The 16523-nt window shown below is 74.2% G+C and carries 12 protein-coding genes; 5 read left to right on the top strand and 7 right to left on the bottom strand.

Annotation, left to right across the window (positions count from 1 at the left end):
* Nucleotides 1–17: 17 nt before the first annotated feature.
* From EDD40_RS33710 to EDD40_RS33700, 3 genes are all read right to left on the bottom strand, one after another.
* The gene (locus EDD40_RS33710; protein WP_123748481.1) at nt 18–377 is read right to left on the bottom strand and encodes a cupin domain-containing protein; all 360 of its coding nucleotides are present in this window, start codon (nt 375–377) and stop codon (nt 18–20) included.
* A gap of 396 nt (nt 378–773) precedes the next feature.
* Nucleotides 774–1199, bottom strand: a complete 426-nt coding sequence (locus EDD40_RS33705) for a hypothetical protein (protein ID WP_123746503.1) — start codon at nt 1197–1199, stop codon at nt 774–776.
* The gene (locus EDD40_RS33700) at nt 1196–2599 is read right to left on the bottom strand and encodes a hypothetical protein (RefSeq protein WP_170185281.1); all 1404 of its coding nucleotides are present in this window, start codon (nt 2597–2599) and stop codon (nt 1196–1198) included. Before EDD40_RS33700 ends, EDD40_RS33705 begins: the two co-directional genes overlap by 4 nt.
* A gap of 76 nt (nt 2600–2675) precedes the next feature.
* Here EDD40_RS33700 and EDD40_RS33695 point away from each other — a divergent pair, with 76 nt between their 5' ends.
* The 3 genes from EDD40_RS33695 (at nt 2676) to EDD40_RS33685 (ending at nt 7549) form a co-directional block, all read left to right on the top strand.
* A complete protein-coding gene (locus EDD40_RS33695; protein WP_246038003.1) occupies nt 2676–4079 on the top strand; it encodes an SDR family oxidoreductase in 1404 nt (467 codons plus the stop codon).
* A 240-nt stretch (nt 4080–4319) separates the two neighbouring features.
* On the top strand, nt 4320–5270 hold the full coding sequence (locus EDD40_RS33690) for a hypothetical protein (protein ID WP_123746500.1): 951 nt from the start codon (nt 4320–4322) through the stop codon (nt 5268–5270).
* A complete protein-coding gene (locus EDD40_RS33685) occupies nt 5267–7549 on the top strand; it encodes an ATP-binding protein (RefSeq protein WP_123746499.1) in 2283 nt (760 codons plus the stop codon). The genes EDD40_RS33690 and EDD40_RS33685 overlap by 4 nt, the downstream gene beginning before the upstream one ends.
* A 31-nt stretch (nt 7550–7580) precedes the next feature.
* Here the strand turns inward: EDD40_RS33685 and EDD40_RS33680 are convergent, their stop codons facing one another.
* From EDD40_RS33680 to fxsA, 4 genes are all read right to left on the bottom strand, one after another.
* The gene (locus EDD40_RS33680; RefSeq protein WP_148088980.1) at nt 7581–8756 is read right to left on the bottom strand and encodes a hypothetical protein; all 1176 of its coding nucleotides are present in this window, start codon (nt 8754–8756) and stop codon (nt 7581–7583) included.
* A gap of 31 nt (nt 8757–8787) precedes the next feature.
* On the bottom strand, nt 8788–9780 hold the full coding sequence (locus EDD40_RS33675) for a hypothetical protein (RefSeq protein ID WP_123746497.1): 993 nt from the start codon (nt 9778–9780) through the stop codon (nt 8788–8790).
* A gap of 19 nt (nt 9781–9799) precedes the next feature.
* Nucleotides 9800–13534: an FxSxx-COOH system tetratricopeptide repeat protein gene (fxsT, locus tag EDD40_RS33670; protein ID WP_123746496.1), complete on the bottom strand. Its 3735-nt coding sequence runs from the start codon at nt 13532–13534 to the stop codon at nt 9800–9802.
* Nucleotides 13535–13626: 92 nt separating this feature from the next.
* Nucleotides 13627–13794 carry an FxSxx-COOH cyclophane-containing RiPP peptide gene (fxsA, locus tag EDD40_RS33665; protein ID WP_170185280.1) on the bottom strand — a complete coding sequence of 56 codons (168 nt, stop codon included), beginning with the start codon at nt 13792–13794 and terminating at the stop codon, nt 13627–13629.
* Nucleotides 13795–14009: 215 nt separating this feature from the next.
* Between fxsA and EDD40_RS33660 the strand changes: the two genes are divergently transcribed.
* The gene (locus EDD40_RS33660) at nt 14010–15140 is read left to right on the top strand and encodes an FxsB family cyclophane-forming radical SAM/SPASM peptide maturase (RefSeq protein ID WP_123748480.1); all 1131 of its coding nucleotides are present in this window, start codon (nt 14010–14012) and stop codon (nt 15138–15140) included.
* Complete coding sequence (locus tag EDD40_RS33655) at nt 15137–16282, top strand: aKG-HExxH-type peptide beta-hydroxylase (protein ID WP_170185279.1); 1146 nt, start codon at nt 15137–15139, stop codon at nt 16280–16282. The genes EDD40_RS33660 and EDD40_RS33655 overlap by 4 nt, the downstream gene beginning before the upstream one ends.
* The last annotated feature ends 241 nt before the right edge of the window (nt 16283–16523 follow it).

Genomic DNA, 16523 nt, shown 5'->3' with positions numbered 1-16523 from the left:
TCCGCGGGAAGGGCGGTTCAGCGGGCGTCTTCGTCGCGCGCGCTGAACCGCTCGGCCATCTCCACGTCCCACCAGGCGGCGAAGAACTGGAAGTCGGCCTCGCCGTCGTTGACGAGCTGGTGCTCCTCGTACGGGCGGAAGTGCACGATGTCGCCCGCCGCGAACGGCGACCGGCCCTCGTCGGTGACGATCTCCGCCGCGCCCTGGACGGCCACCCAGACCTCGTGCTCGCGGTGGGCGTGCGTGTTCGACGCCGCGCCCGGCTGCACCACGCACCACGAACCGTCGAACGGCGCGTTCACCAGCGGCCACGGCATCAGCCTGCGGGCCACCAGCCCGCTGTCCCGGACCAGCTCGCCCGGGTCGAGTCGGCGCATCTCCACGGCTATCGCCCCACCACGGCGGCAGGCTCCACGTGTCCCACGGTTGCTCTCCCAGCGCCGACCGGAATCCGACGTTGTCAACGGCGAACGCTCGGGCGCGGGGCGCCGGAGGTTATCGCCACGGCACGCCGGGGCGGAAAACCATTGCCACCGAACGGCCCACCGCCAGAACCTATAGATCACCGTGCGCGGCGGCCACACGCTTGAGCACGCTCGTTCGCCACGAGCGCGCGGCGGGTTCGGTCGGCGGTCCCCCGCCGAGCCGCGCCGGTGCGCCTCCGACCCGGCCGTACCGCAGGTCGGAGCGTGCCGGCGGGCGGGACCCGGCCGGCGGCGCGGCCACCGGCGCGGTCCGCTCGTCCTTCGGGAACGCGAAACCCGGGCGGCCGGTCAGCGATCGGCGTGCCGCAGCACGCTCTCCACCTCGGTGCGGAACGCGTTGACGCCGTCCTCGCCCTCGGGCGCGCCGTGCGCTTGCAGCAGGTGCAGCAACGCCACGCCGTTCGCGGACCGGCGGGACAGCGCGCGGAACGAGAACGCGGCCTCGTAGACGGTGATCGCGGTGGCCGACGCCGCCGCGACCGTCGCCAGGAACGCCCACAGCGCGCGCCGCCCGTCGTCGGCCACGGCCACCGCGCCCAACGCCGCCGCCGCGGTGAACAGCAGCACCGAGAGGCCCGTGGTCCACCGGCGGGCGGCGGTGTAGCGGGCCTGGGCCTGCTCGAACCCGGCGAGGCGTTCGCCGACCCGGTGCCGCAGGTAGGCGCGGAGGAACTGCTCGCGGTGGTCGTCGACCACCGTCGCGGCGCGGGTCATGTGCGGCTCACCGATTCGTGCCGGAGCCGCGCCACGGCCGTCGCCAACTCGCGGGCGCGCTCATCGCGCTCGGCGTCGTCGACGGCGGGTGGTGCGGCGAGGTGGTCGAAGTACAGGGCGCGCAGCTGCTCGGCCCGGACCTTGGCGTCGGGGTCCTCGCCGGACCGCGCCACGACCGCGAGCACCGCCGCCGCCGCGCCGGACACGGCGAGCAGCACACCGGGCCACGGCTCGTCGCGCAGCCAGACCTGCAACGCGGCGAACACCGTGGTGCCGAACCCGGCGGCGATGGCGAGCACCACCAGCAGGCGGGCGCGGTCGCGGGCGCGGAGGGCGGCGACCTCGCACTCGTGCAGCACGGGGGCCACCACCTGGTTGGCCTCGTGGATCGCGTCGGCCAGCAGCGGGTAGTCCAGCACGTAGCCGGGGTCGATCACGGGGTGCGGCTCGGGCGCGCGGAACCGCACCCGGGGCCACACGGCGGGCGGCGGCACGTCGGCGTGCAGCTTGGCGCCGGGCCGGTTGCCCAGCACGCGCCGCAACACGGCCGCCACCTTGTCCGCGCCTTCGTCCAGGTGCACCACGGCGACCTGGCCGCTGCGCACCAGCACGGCGAGGTCGTCGTCGCGCTCGGCCACGACGGCCTGCGTGACGGACCCGGCGGGCGTGGCGGCGGGTGGTGCGGGGATGGCGGCGGCCGAGCCCTTCGCGGTCTCGACCTCGGCGACAGCGCCCTCCACACCGGCGGCGGCATCGGGCGTGGCGACATCGGGCGTGGCAGCGGGCTCGGCGGTGGGGGCGGTCGCGGGTTTGCCGCTCGCGATCTCGTCGGCCAGCCCGCCCGTGCCGGCGAGCACGAGCAGCGGCCGGTCGCGGCCCAGGTGGTCGACCAGGGCGGCCCGCGCCACCTCGCCGCCGCCGACCAGCACCGCGAGCGCCGGGCGCTTCGGCCCGGTCACGGCGTCCACCGCGCGGAACAGCGCGGGCAGCTCCTCGCCCCACTTCGACCCCGGCACGAGCACCGCCGTGTCGTGGTTCACGTTGAGCCGCACCTCACCGTCCGCGGGCTCCGCGTCCTCCGCCGCGACCCGACCGGACGGCGCGACGCCGACCAGCCGCGGCCACCGGCCCTCCAGCGACTCGGCGGCCAGGCCGACCAGGTGCGTGACGCCCACGTCCGCACCCGCCGTGACCACGACCGCGTCCGCACCCGCCGCCGTCGCGAGCACCGCGCGCAGCACCGGGAGCACGGCGGCGGCGAGGTCGGTGCTCAGCGCGTCGGCCGAGCCGAACACCGCCAGGACCGGCCGGCCACGCGGCAGGCCGAGGGCACGCGCCCGGATGTCGGCGTCGGGATGGGCCAGTCGCCGCACCCGCGGCCCGGTACCCGCTGTAGGCATGCCGGGCACCCTAGCGCCGGCTCACGTGAATTTCACCCGTCCGGGGTCGGATTTCACCGCAGGTAGAGTGCTGGACGTGTCGATTGACCCCGCCGAACTGCAAATCGCCCTAAGGGTGCTCACCCAAGTGGACGAACTGGACACCGAGCACCCGGACGCGGTAGCCGTCCGCCGGGCCACCGCCGGCATCTGGAAGAGCCTCCGCAAGCGCCGCAAGGCCGACCGCCGGGCCACCGTCACGGCCGCCGACCGCGCCGTCATCGAGGCGACCGCGACCGGCTCGCCGTCCCGCATCGACGACGAGACCCGCGGCGTGCTGCTGCGCGAGCCGGAACCCGGTGCGAAGGCGGGCACGTTGCTGCGCGCCCGGTCCTGCTACACGTGCAAGAAGCGCTACACCGAGGTCGACGCGTTCTACCACCAGCTGTGCCCGGACTGCGCGGCGCTGAACCGGGCCAAGCGCGACCAGGGCGCGGACCTGACCGGCAAGCGCGCCCTGCTCACCGGCGGCCGCGCCAAGATCGGCATGTACATCGCGCTGCGGCTGCTGCGCGACGGCGCGCACACCACCATCACCACCCGGTTCCCGCGCGACGCGGTGCGCCGGTTCGCGTCCATGCCCGACAGCGCCGACTGGCTGCACCGGCTGCGCGTGGTCGGCATCGACCTGCGCGACCCGGCCCAGGTCGTGCAGCTGGCCGACTCGGTGGCCGCCGCCGGGCCGCTCGACATCCTGATCAACAACGCCGCGCAGACCGTGCGCCGCTCGGCCGGCGCCTACGCGCCGCTGGTGGCCGCCGAGGCCGAACCGCTCAACCCGAGCCGGCTGCCGTCCGGCGCGCTGCCCGAGCTGGTCACCTTCGGGCACACCACGTCCGCGCACCCGGTGGCGCTGGCGGGCACGCTGGCCGACACCATCCCGGCGGTCACGGCCCTGGCGCTGACCGCCGGGTCCCGGGAGATCGACGCGGGCGGCCTGGTGCCCGACGAGGCGCCGGTCAACAGCTGGGTGCAGCGGGTCGACGAGGTGGACCCGGTCGAGCTGCTGGAAGTGCAGCTGTGCAACAGCACCGCGCCGTTCATCCTGATCTCCCGGCTGCGGCCGGCGATGGCCGCCTCGCCCGCGCGCCGCAAGTACGTGGTGAACGTCTCGGCGATGGAAGGCCAGTTCAGCCGCGCCTACAAGGGCCCGGGCCACCCGCACACGAACATGGCCAAGGCCGCGTTGAACATGCTGACCCGCACCAGCGCCGAGGAGATGCTGACCGAGGACGGCATCCTCATGACCGCCGTCGACACCGGCTGGATCACCGACGAGCGGCCGCACCCGACCAAGATGCGGCTGGCCGCCGAGGGCTTCCACGCGCCGCTGGACCTGGTCGACGGCGCGGCCAGGGTCTACGACCCGATCGTGCGCGGCGAGCTGGGCGAGGACCTGTACGGCTGCTTCCTGAAGGACTACGCGCCCTCGCCCTGGTGAGCCCGTTCGCCGCGGGTGATCACCTCAGCGTCGACCGCGGCCACCGCGTCCGGTCCCGGCAGCACCAACCGGGATGGGCCGAACGGGGTGCGCCGGTTAACGGATCCGTGCCCGTGTGCGACTCTCCGTCGGTAGGCTGAAGCTTTCGCTAGGCCGCCGCGAGGCGACGGGGGTGGGCATGGACGGCGGGCGGGCCGGTCGAGCCGCCGCGCTGCCGCGCGTGACCGGGTCGGTGGCGCCGTGGTGACCGCGCCCCGGGTCAACCCGTTCCCGCTGCCGGGCTGGGAGAGCACGCCGATGCGCCCGCTGCGCCCGTGGCACCGGCCGGCGCACCGCGACTACTACGTGCCCGTCGACGGCACCGAAGAGGCCTTCGACCTGTTCCGCCAGGAGATGGGCGACCTGGGCGTCCTGCTGGAGTACGGCCGCCTGGCGCTGGTCACCGGCGAGTCCGGGTGCGGCAAGACCGCGTTGGTCAACCGGTGCGCGGACTGGGTCGTCGGCGAGCTCGGCCGGCGGGACATGCGGGGCCTCGTGCTCGACCTGACCGGCTGCCTGCCGACCGACCAGGAGCTGTCCATCGACCAGCGCACCGCCGAGGTGTGCGACCGGATGTTCGACCTGCTCGTGGACGCGGGCGCGCTGCGCCAGGAGAGCGAGGACCGGCTGGACGCGGTCCGGGACGTGCCGCGCCGCGTGTTCCCGCGCCTCGGCCAGGCGCTGCGCGAGGACGTCGCGCTGATCGTGCTGCTGCCCAGCCCGAACGAGCTGGTGGACGAGGTGATCCGCTACACCCGGACGCTCAACAGCGCGAAAGTGCTGTTCCTCACCGAATCCGCGTATTTGAGCACGGACGAGGTGGCCGACGTCGTGCGGCAACTGGAAACCTGGGTGCCGCCGATCGCCCTGCACGTCGGCCCGCTCGACACCGGTGACGCGCAACGATTCGCCGAGGACCGGCTGGCGCGCCACGCGGAAGCGGGCAGTTATCCACGGATGAGTGATGGCGCGATCGAACTGGTGGCCAAGCACTGCCAATCGGTCGCCATGCTGCAAAGATTTTTACATGGCACTTACGAACACAAACGTGACACGGGACTAGGGTACAGCGAGACCGACCTGGTGACCGTCGAGGACATCAGGGCGTTCTTGAACACGAAGTCCCGGAATGGACCGGTGAATGGGCCATGAGCGACCGCAGCGATCTCCCGCCCTCGCGGAAGAACCCCTTCTCGCCGATGGCGGTCGCCCGGATCACGGACTTCGACGCCGACCCCGACGCGGTCGACGTGGCGATCACCACCGACGCGACGCGGCAGGCGCTCGCGCACCTCACGTCCTACCTGGACGCGCCGCCCGCGCGCGGCGGCCGTGACCGCACCGGCACCGTGGTGGCCGTGCTCGGCGACTACGGCACCGGCAAGACGCACCTCGCCGTGCGGCTGGTCCGGCACGCCCGGCAGGTGCTGGCCGACCCGACGCACGCGCTGTACCTCGACGCGACCGCGGAGAGCTTCATCGAGCTGTACCGGCGGTTCATGCAGAAGCTCGGCCGCGAGGGCGTGCGGGCGCAGGTCAGCGAGTACTACGCGGACATCGTCGCGGACTCGTTGCAGAGCAGCGGCCTGACCAGCGACATGCTGGAGTGGCTGGGCAGCAGGCAGCTGGAGCCGCAGGAGGTCGTCGAACGGCTGGGCCTGATGGAGAGCGCGTTGCTGCGCAAGGTCCAGGACACGCTGCGCGAGGTGACCAACGACAAGGACTTCGGCACCGCGCTCACCCTGCTGCTGCGGCCGGGGTTCGAGCACTCGGTGTGGTCGTGGCTGCTCGGCGGCGCGCCGGACCAGGTGCTGGTGGAACGCGGCATCGACACGCCGATCGACACCGAGGTGGCCGCGCTGGAGGCGATGGGCGTGTTCGCCCTGCTGTTCGGCGGCCGGCAGCGGCGGTTCGTGCTGGCGGTCGACGAGCTGGACAAGATCTTCTCCGCCGACAGCCGCCCGCAGGCCCGGACCATGGCCGCGTTCCAGACGTTGTTGCAGGTGTTCGCCAAGGCAGGCGCGTGCCTGGTGCTGTGCGGGCTGCCGGACTTCAAGTCCGTGCTGCCCGCGGCGGTGCGGCAGCGCATCCCGTACACGGTGGTCATGTCGGGGCTCAGCCAGGGCGAGGTGCGCGAGTTCGTCGAGCTGGCGCAGGAGCAGGTGTTCGGCTCTCGGCAGCTCGCGCCGTTCACCGTCGACACCACGCGGTACCTGCGCGACCTCGCCAGGGGCAACGCCCGCAACGTGATCCGGCTGTGCCACCGGGTGTTCCGGATGGCCGACGACCTGTCCCGCACGCCCGGCCACGAGTTCGCGGTCACCGAGGACATGGTGCGGCAGGCGGCGCGCGACCTGTTCGGGTCGTTGAGCTCCGACGACGTCGACGGCGTGGTCCGCCGGCTGCTGGACGCGAACGGCCTCGACTACCTGCACCGGCACCTGCTCGGCACGGCCGAGGACTCGCTCGCCGACTTCTGGGTCACCTTCCCCGAGCACACGACCGGCTGCGCCGTGCTGATCACCCGGTCCCTGCTGGAGAACGGGGACCTCGGCGCGGTGCGGCGGCGGATCTCCGCGGTGCGCGAGGCCGAGCCGGACGCCGAGCTGATCCTGCTGGTCAACGGCGTGGTGGCGGACGGCGTGGCGATCCAGCTGCGGGAGCTGCTCGGCCGCGAGCCGCTGGTGTACGTCGACCGGACGTTCGCCGACGACTTCAAGTCGCTGGTGAGCGCGTCGCGGCGACCGCCGGGCGACGCGGACCCGCTGTCGGCGCTGCGGTGGCGGATGGACCAGCTGGCCAAGCAGCAGTCGAGCATCTACGGGTTCATCGAGCACCTGGCCGAGCACATGGACGGGGTGCGGGCGTCGTCGGACCGGCAGCTCGGCGCGATCCAGCGGCAGCTCGGCGCGTTGGCGGGCGGCCCGCCGGGCCGCGCGGCGGAGGCGGCGGCGAGCAGGCTGCCCGGCGAGGTGGAGCGGCTGTTCCGGGACGCGGTGGACGCGTTGGAGGACCTGACGCAGGTCGACGTGATGTTCGAGGAGGCGTTCGACCACGCGCCGACGACCACCCAGGAGGCCGTGCACCGGCGGCTGCGGACACCGGAGTTCACCCAGGCCGCCGCGCAGGCGGAGTTCATGCGCAAGGCCGTGCAGGCGTTCCGGGCCGCGGTGTCGCAGTGGTACCAGGCGCCCGAGGACGGTGACGCGCAGGACCGGCTGGAGGAGCTGTGCGGCATCTACGACGGGATCGTCGAGTTCCTGCCGCTGTTCCTGCTGGACCCGCTGTTCAAGCTGCCGCCGTGGTCGGCGCGGGCGGGCGGGCTGGTGGCCGAGGTGGGCCAGGGCTCGCGCCGCGCCCGCGTGCACGAGGCGTTGCGCAACCTGAGCCCGCGCGTGCGGCGCGCGGTCTTCCGCTCGTCCCCGGCGTGAGCGCCGACGCCCAGAGCGCGGGCGCGGCCGCTCAGGGCGTGGGCTTGACCCGGTAGGCCGTCGCCGTCTGCGGCGCGGGCGCGGGCTTGAGCGGCACCCTCGGCACGCGCGTCGGCCGGCGCACGGGCACCGGCGGAGCGGTCGCCTGACGGGCCGCCGACCAGCGGTCGTAGGCGCCGTTCGACACGGCGTGCAGCAGGTTCACCACCACGACGGCCGGCGCCACCACCGCGATGACGCCCGGGAACACCGGTTCCAGCAGCAGCGCCAGGATGATCGCGGTCAGCCCGTTCTGCTGGCCCAGCGCCAGCCGCACCCGGTCGCCGCGCCACCGCTTCGGCACCGTCAGCCCGAACGCCACCACGGCCTGCGCGCCGAACGCCGCCGCGCCGAGCACCGCGCCGACCCCGGCCAGCGCCCAGCTGAACTCGGCGGCCAGCACCAGCCCGACCGCGGCGATGGCCAGGAACATGCCCGCCTGCGCCAGCCCGTCCACCCACCGGCCCAGGTTCGGCCGGAAGAACAGGCCCAGCACCGCCAGCGCCGGCAGCAGCGAGTGCCGCACCGCGACGAAACCGATGGCGAGCACCGCCACCACCATCACCGCGCGCACCGCGTACCGGACCGCGCGGCCACCGGCCTCGGCCCGCCGCACCCGCCCGCGCACCAGGGTCCACAGCATGAACGCCACCCCGGCCAGCGCCAGGTTCAGCACCAGGTCGACCGCGAACGAGCCCACGCCGCCGACCGCGCCGCCCCCGAGCGCGAACGCGGTGATGTAGACCGTGAGCAGCACCGTGATCGGGTCGTCGAACGACGCCCACGCCGACAGCAGCGCCTTCGCCGAGTCCGACATCCGCGACTTCGCGTGCATCGCGGCGACCGACAGCGGGTCGATCTGCGCCACCGCCACCGCGAGGACCAGGTGGGTCGGGTCGCGGAACGCGAAGAACATCACGCCGAAGATCAGCGCGACTTTCGCCAGCACGCCGATCGTGACCGCCAGCACCACCGTGCGCAGTTGCCTGCGGAATTCCGCGATCACGATCCCGCTGGTGCTCGCGTACAAACCGAATCCGAGCAGCGCGCTGATGAAGAACCCGTACACCGGCGACCGGTCGACATCACGAAGTCCGAACTGCCAGGCGACGAGCCAGCCCGCGCCAAGCGCCGAGAGGAGCGCGGCCGAGCGGATCACGGGCGTCACCATTCCACGGTAGGCACCGGTGGATGAGCGTTCAAGGACCGATTGGAGTGAGTTCTTCCGCCAACGCGGACATTCGATCATCCGCCGCCCGCACGCGTGCCTGGTCGATCGTCACGCCGACCAGGTATTCGCCGGCGCGCAACCGGTAGTAGTAGATCGCGCCCATCTCGACGTCCAGCACGAGCCGGGCCATCAGCCCGCCGACGACGGGGTTCACGGCCCGGTTCAGCTTCGTCGTCAACGCGCCGAACTCCTGCGCGAGACCGTGGTAGAACCGGCGCCGCGCGTCCACCGTGACCTGCTTGAAGAACGGCGCCAGCGACGGGTCGCCGAGGCAGTCGACCATGGCCCGCACCTCGCCGCCGTCCACGTGCGCGACCAGGTGCAGGTCCTGCGCCCGCACCGCCGCCAGGCACGCGGTCAGCGGCCCCTCCCCCGCCGTCACGTGAGCGCCCGCCTCCTCGCCCACCGTCACGTGCGCGACCACCTCCTCGCCCACCGGCAGCGGCGCGACGTCCTGCGCGCTCTCCCACCCGCCGGGGTTGAGCGAGCCGAGGCTGAGCTGGGCGCGCAACCGGGTGGCGAGCCCGGCCACCGCCCGGTCCGCCTCCTCCACGGCGGGGTGGCCGAGCAGCGGCCCGGCGCCCGTGTGGTCCAGCACCAGTCCGACGACGTGCTCGGTCGGCACCACGGAGTCGCAGAACAGCGCGCCCTCCTCGGTGTGCAGCACGGTGCGGATCAGCCGGCCCGTGCGCACCTCCTGCAACGTCCGGTCCAGCGTGGCGACCTGGAACGTGAGGTGCCTGCCCAGCCGCTTGAGCTCCTCGCGGCGGGTGCCGCCGGGCAGCGCGTCCGGCGTGGGCGGCGGGTCGCCGAGGGCGTCCATGCCGAAGTCGAACACACCGCTGCTGTAGTGCGCGAGGTAGTGCAGCGCGGGTGTCTCCGCGATCGCCGCGTGGCACGCCTGCCGGGCCAGGTCGAACTCCGGGCCCACGTGCTCGGCCTGCTCCTCGTGCAGCTCCACGCCACTCCCTCCTGCGCGGTCAGGTGTGCGGGACGTCGACATCGCACTCCCGCCAGTCCTGGTCGGTCGGGTGGGCCGCGAGTCGCAGGTTGTGCGCCGCCGCGGCGGTGTGCGGGTGATCGTGCCCCAGGAACTCCAGGCAGTCGGTGTGCGCCTCGGCGATCAGTTCGGCGGCCCGCTCCGCGTCACCGGCCGCCGCGTGCACCCGGGCCTCGTCGACGGCCGCCGCCAACGTCCACGGGTGCGTGTCGCCGAGCCGCGAGCGCAACGTCCGCGTCGCGGCCTCCACCTGGCTCACCGCGCCCGCCGGGTCGCCCGCCGCGCGCAGCGCCAGCCCGTAGCCCAGCTTGCACAGCGCCACGAACGGGTGGTCGTCGCGCAGGCCGACGTGCTGCTGGAAACCGGTCAGGGCGGTGCGGGCGAGCTCGACGGCCAGCTCCGGGTCGACGCCGACGCGCCGGTGGTCGGCGGCGAAGCTCAACGCGCAGCCCAGCGTGTACGGGTGGTGCGCGCCGAGGACCTCGCGGTAGTCCCGCAACGCCTTGCCGGTGCGCTCCTTGGCCTCCTTGGCGCGTCCGACCAGGCGCAGCGCGATGGCGCGGTTCCACTGCACGCCGATCTGCACCTGGTTCAGCTCGTGCCGCAGCGCCTGCAACTGCTGCGAGGCGTACAGCAACGAGTCCAGCGCCTCCGGGTAGCGGCCCAGCTCCCGCTGGTACAGCCCGATCTGCGCGAGGGTCGCCCACGTCCGCGCGTCGCCCGTGCCGAACAGCCGCCTGCGCCTGCGGTAGTTGTCCTCCTCCAGCGCGAGCGCGCCCGCCGCGTCACCGGACAGGAACATCGAGGACGCCAGGTTGTTCGCCGCGCTGCGGGTGTCCGGGTGGTCCTCGCCGAGCACCGTGCGCAGGCCCTCCCAGGTGGCCTGGTCCTCGGCCAGCGCCTCGGCGAACAGGCCGAGCCCGCGCAGGTCGCCGCCGCGGCCGCGGGCGGTGATCAGCGGGCGCGGGTGGGTCAGGTCCAGCGCGCGCCGCTGCTGGGCCAGCGCCAGGTCGTCCAGCCGCAGCGCCTCGGTCGGCTCGCCGAGCACGCGGTGCACGTTGGCCAGCTCGGTGGCCAGCCGGTTGCGCAGCGGGTCGGCCGGGCCGAACCGCTCGGTCCACGCGTCCAGCAGGGCCCGGCCCGGCTCCAGCGCGGCCCGGCGCACGCCCGCGCCGCCGTCGGTGAACAGGAACCGCACCTGGTTGACCAGCCAGCGGCGCACCTTCGGGTCGTCGCCCGCCAGCGCGCCGGAGGGGATGACGTGCTTCTGCAGCTCGGCGAACCGGGCGTGCCGGGTCGGCGACTCGCCCTCGACCTCGGTCGGGGCCAACGCGGCCAGCGCGGCGAGCACGTCGGCCCGCCGCTCCTCCCGCTCGGTCGGCGACATGCGGCCGCGTAACGCGCGCTGCACCACGCGGTGCATGCGCAGCGAGTACTGGTCGCCCCAGTCGACGCGGAACAGCCCGTACCGCGCGCCGTACCAGAGCACCCGGTCGATCTCGGCGGCGTCGAGCTCCAACGGCTCGGCGTCCACGCCGCCCGCGGCGATCACCCTGGCCAGGAACGCGGGCGAGCGCACCAGGCCGAGGTCCGCGCCCTCCGGCGACAGGAACGCGGCCAGCTCCGCGACCAGCACCGCCAACCGGCCGGTCGCGTTGTCCCGCAACGCGTCGACCGCGACGTCGACGACCCGCGCCACACCGTCCGGTTCGGACCGGCCGAGGCGTTCGAACAGGGTGCGGGTGGCCCAGGCGGCGGCGTCGGAGTCCCGGGACCCCATGCCGACCTCGGTCCGCGCCGTCTCGGCCAGCCACGACGACGCCAGGTCCAGCGCCAGCGGCAGGTGGCCGACGGCGTCCGCGACCTGACCGGCGTCCTCCGGGGTCAGCCCCGGCACGCGGTCCAGCAGCAGGCGCACGCTGTCCTCCGCGCGCATCGGCACCAGCTCGACGGCCTGCCCGTCCACCGGTCCCGACGTGATCAGCACGTGTCCGCCGGCGCCGGCCGGCAGCACGTCGGCGAGCGCGTCCGGGTCGTCGGCGTTGTCGTAGACCAGCAGGAACCGCGTGTACGCCGGGTCGTTCGACAGCCGCTCCAGCGCGGACAGCGTGCCGTAGTCGGTCGAGCCCGGCTGGCGCAGCCGGACCGCCAGCTCGGCCAGGCCGGTGAGCACCGACTGGCGGTCGTGCGCGGACAGCCACCACACCGCCGCGTAGTCCGACGAGAACCGGTAGGCGTACTCCAGCGCCAGCTCGCTCTTGCCGACGCCGGGCACGCCGTTCACGGTCACCACCGCGCGCTCGTCGCCGGCCGCGGCGAACTGGTCGCGCAACGCCTCCAGGTCCTCGTCGCGGCCGACGAAACCGGGGTGGCGCGGCGGCAGCTCGAACACGCCCGGGTCGCTGCCCGGCACCCGCATGCCCGGCTCGTGCACCGTGCCGGGCCGGTCGATCAGGCCGAAGTGGCTCAGCAGCCGGGCGCTCAACGTCTCCGGGGTGTGCCGGCGCACGTCCAGCCCGCCGTCTGCGGGGCCGTCCTCGGCCAACCGCAGCCGCAGCACGGTCAGCGGCAGCGCGGGCAGCTCCACCGGGCCCAGGTGCGGCGACGACAGGATCAGCACGCCCGGCGGCACGGCCGCCTCGAACCACTCGCGCGCCTCCGCCAGCCGGCGCACCTGCGCGCCCGCGCGTTCCAACTGGCCGCGCACCCAGTCCGCCCAGGCCCGGTCGCGCGGCGCGTACACCAGGGCCACGCGGTCCGGCTCGGTGGTCGACGTCAGCCCGAACACCCGCCGGTAGCGGGAGCGCAGCACCGACGACACCGGGACCACCTCGGTGACCGCGCCGCCGGTGACCGCCGCGGCCAGCCTGCCGTACTGGGCCTCCAGCGCGCCGCCGCTGGTCGGCTCCTCCACCAGGATCGCCAGCAGCGGGTCGAACGCGTCGAACGGGCGGTAGGGGATCTCGATCGTGCCGCCGTCGGGCACCCGCTTCGCCTGCCCGGCCAGCAGCTCGGCGAACGCGGCGCGGATCGCGGACCGGATGCGCTGCGCCCGCGACTGCTCGTCGGCGTCGTCGAACAACGTCGCCACCGGCACCACGTCGATCCGGATCGGGGCGCGCTTGCGCAGCCGACCGGCCAGGTCCGCGGCGTCGGCGATGGCCCGGGGACGCGGCCGGAAGCACACCACGGCCAGCTCGCACAGCGTCGCGATCAGCGTCAGCGTCTCGTCGCCCGCGCCGGTCGGCGCGTCGATCAGCACCTGGTCGTAGTCGGACTCGGCCAGCCGGGCGCGCAGCTCGGCGATCGCGCCCGCGTCGCCGTGCCTGGTCTCGGGCCGCGGCCTGCCCGCCGCGTCGGTCGGCATCGGCGACACCACGTCGATGTGGCCGGGGACCGTGACGTCGCCCGCCGGCGGCGCGAACCGCTCCACGACGGGCGTCGGGTCGTCCTCGCCCAGCGGGTCCGCGCGGTAGGCGGTCAGCAGCCCGCGGCCCACCGCGTCCGGCAGGCCGAGGCGGGCCACCAGGAACGGCTCCAGGTACTCGCGCACCCGCGGCACCTCGGAGCCCCAGTCCACGACCAGGACCCGTTGCCCGGCCGCGGCCAGCACCCACGCCAGGTTCGCCACCGCGCTGGTGCGGCCGGTTCCTCCGGTGGCCGACAGGAACGCGGTGACCCCGGTGGGGCCAGGTGTGGTGCGCGGGGTGCTCATCTGCTGCTCCTGAGCGGCGGGGGGACTTGGGAATACCGGTGACGCGGGCCGCGCGCCCGCGACTCAGCCGCGTTTCACCCGAACGGCAGCGGTCACAAGGAGCTCTCGAAGGCCGCGAACCGGTTGGGCAGCTCCGCGTTCTCCGCGAGGATCCGGTGCAGCGCGGCGCGCAGCGCGGTGTCCGGCAGCTCCGCCAACCGGGCCAGGTCCACGCCCGTGACGTCCAGGAGCTCGGACTCCAGGACGGGTTCGGCAGTCATCTCCGACCAACCCCCTAACCGCAATGCTGCGGTTTTCACCGCAGCCGCCTGATTGCCGGCGAACGCCGGCGGCGCACTTCCCATCGTAGTGAACGACAACGGTCACCGTCGGGAATCCACCGATTGGCGGAGGTAGCGGGCGGCGCGCTGTGTTTGATTGCTCCTGGGGTTCTCGATTGCTTGTGGTGCGGGGGAATGTCCGGGGGGTGGTGGCGGTGGACTCGGGGAATGGGTTGCCGTTCCGCCAGTTCGTGCTCAAGGTGCACGGCAGGTGCAACCTGGCGTGCGACTACTGCTACGTCTACGAACTGGCCGACCAGCGGTGGCGCTCCCGACCGAGGGCGATGTCGCCGGAGATCGTCGCGCACACCGCCGAACGGGTGGCGGAACACGTGCGCGGGCACGGGTTGCCGGAAGTCGAAGTGGTGTTGCACGGCGGTGAGCCGCTGCTCGCCGGACGGGCCGCGATCGAGTCGCTCATCACGCGGTTCCGCTCGGTCGTGCCCGTTCCGGTGCGGTTCGCCGTGCAGACGAACGCGACATTGCTCGACCGCGGATTCCTGGAGCTGTTCTCCGCGCACGGCGTCCGGGTCGGCGTGAGCGTCGACGGCACGCCGCAGGCGCACGACCGGCACCGCGTGCGGCCGGACGGCAGCGGCAGCTGGGCGGCGGTGCGAGCCGCGTTGACGGCGATGCGCTCGTACCCCGGGGTGTACGGCGGTCTGCTGTGCGTGGTGGACCTCGATGAAGACCCGGTGCGCGTCTACGAGTCGCTGCTCGGGTTCACGCCGCCCGCGGTGGACTTCCTGCTGCCGCACGGCAACTGGTCGGCGCCGCCGCCGGGACGCGTCGCGGACGCGGCCTCGACGCCGTACGCGGAGTGGCTGATCGCCGTGTTCGACGTCTGGTACGCCCGGCCGGTGACGCGCGTGCGGCTGTTCGAGGAGCTGCTGGCGGTGCTGCTGGGCGGGCGTTCCGGGGTGGAGGGGATCGGGTTGAGCCCGTCGGCCCAGGTGGTGGTGGAGACCGACGGCACGGTCGAGGCGTCGGACATCCTGGCGTCGTCCTCGCCGGCGGCCTCGGCGACCGGGCTGCACGTGGCGCGCGACCCGTTCGACGCGGCGTTGGACCTGCCGGACGTCCGCGCCGGGCGGTCGGGCCTGGCCGGGTTGTCCGAGCAGTGCCGCCGGTGCCCGGTGGTGTCGGCGTGCGGCGGCGGGCTGCGGGCGCACCGGTTCCGGGAAGGGGCCGGGTTCGACCGGCCGTCGGTGTACTGCCCGGACCTGGCGCGGCTGATCGGGCACGTGCGGACGCGCGTGGCGGCGGACCTGGCGGCGTTGGCGTGACGGTCGGGCCGTTCCGGGTCTCCGCCTCCGACTTCGCCGCCCTCGCCCGCGGCGGGGGCGGCGCGGCGGTGCGGACGCTGCGGCTGGCGCGGCGCAGCCGGACGTTGCTGATGATCAGGTCCATCGCGGCGGACCCGGCGGCGCGGGAGGCGTTCTCGCTGCTGCGGGAGGTGGCGCGGGTCGCGCCGGAGGCGGTGGACCGGGTGCTGGACCACCCGTCGGTCGGCGCCTGGGCGACGCGGACGGCGTTGGCGGTGCGCCGGGGAGCCGAGGCGCGGCCGGCGGAGCTGGCGTTCACCGCGGCCGCGGCGGCGGTGCGGGCGGGTGTGCCGGTGGACCTGGAGTTCCCGCCGGCGCGGGTGTTCTCGCTGCCGTCGCTGGGCGTGGTGGTGGGGCCAGGGCTGGCCTACGAGCCGTTGCCGGAGATCCGCTTGGGCGCGCACTCGCTCCAGGTGGACCTGTGGGCCGGCGGCGGCGTGCCGGACGAGCTGCCGGTGGCGTCGTCGGTCGACCTGCCGTGGTGGCAGGACGCCCTCGGCTCGGCGTGGGACCTGCTCACCGCCGACCACCCGGTGCTCGCCGCGGAGTTCGCCGAGGTCGTGTCGGTGCTGACGCCGATGCCGTCGTCGCCCACGGGCACGAGCAGCGCGACGTTGGCCGACGCGTTCGGGTGCGTGTTCCTGTCGCCGACGCCGGACGCGGAGACGTTGGCCGTGACGCTCGCGCACGAGGCGCAGCACAGCAAGCTGGTCGCGTTGATGGACCTGTTCGCGCTGGTCAAACCCGGCAGCGACGCCTTGTTCTACGCGCCGTGGCGGGAAGACCCGCGGCCGGCGGCCGGTCTGCTGCACGGCACCTACGCGCACCTGGGCGTGGCCGGTTTCTGGCGTGCCCGGCGCGGCATGGCCGCGCGGGTCGAGTACGCGCGCTGGCGCTCGGCCGCCCTGATCACCGCCGAGGCGCTGCTGGCCGGCGACGAGCTGACGCCGACCGGCACCCGTTTCGTCACCGAGCTGGCCACCGTCCTGCGCGCCTGGTGCGCCGAGCCGCTCCCCCCGGCCGCCGAAGCCGTGGCCGCCGCCGAAGCCGCCGCCCACCAGGCCCGCTGGCAAGCCGCCAACGGCCCCCTCCCCCGACCGTAGGCCCGCCGAGAGTCCACCCTCCAGAACGCGCGTGTCCTACGTTCGGAACGCGTGTGTCCTACGTTCGGAACGCGTGTGTCCTACGTTCGGAACGCGTGAGTCCTACGTTCAGAACGCGCGTGTCCTACGTTCGGAACACCCGAATTCAACGCTCAGCACGCGTGACGCGCGCCGGGTGGCGGTGGCCGCAGTCCGGCGACTCGCCGCGCGCGGTCCGCCGGGTTGGCGGGTCCGGCCGCGA

Source organism: Saccharothrix texasensis, from assembly GCF_003752005.1.
In the GTDB taxonomy this organism is placed as follows: Bacteria; Actinomycetota; Actinomycetes; order Mycobacteriales; family Pseudonocardiaceae; genus Actinosynnema; species Actinosynnema texasense.
This window is presented reverse-complemented; position numbering and strand designations above follow the sequence as displayed.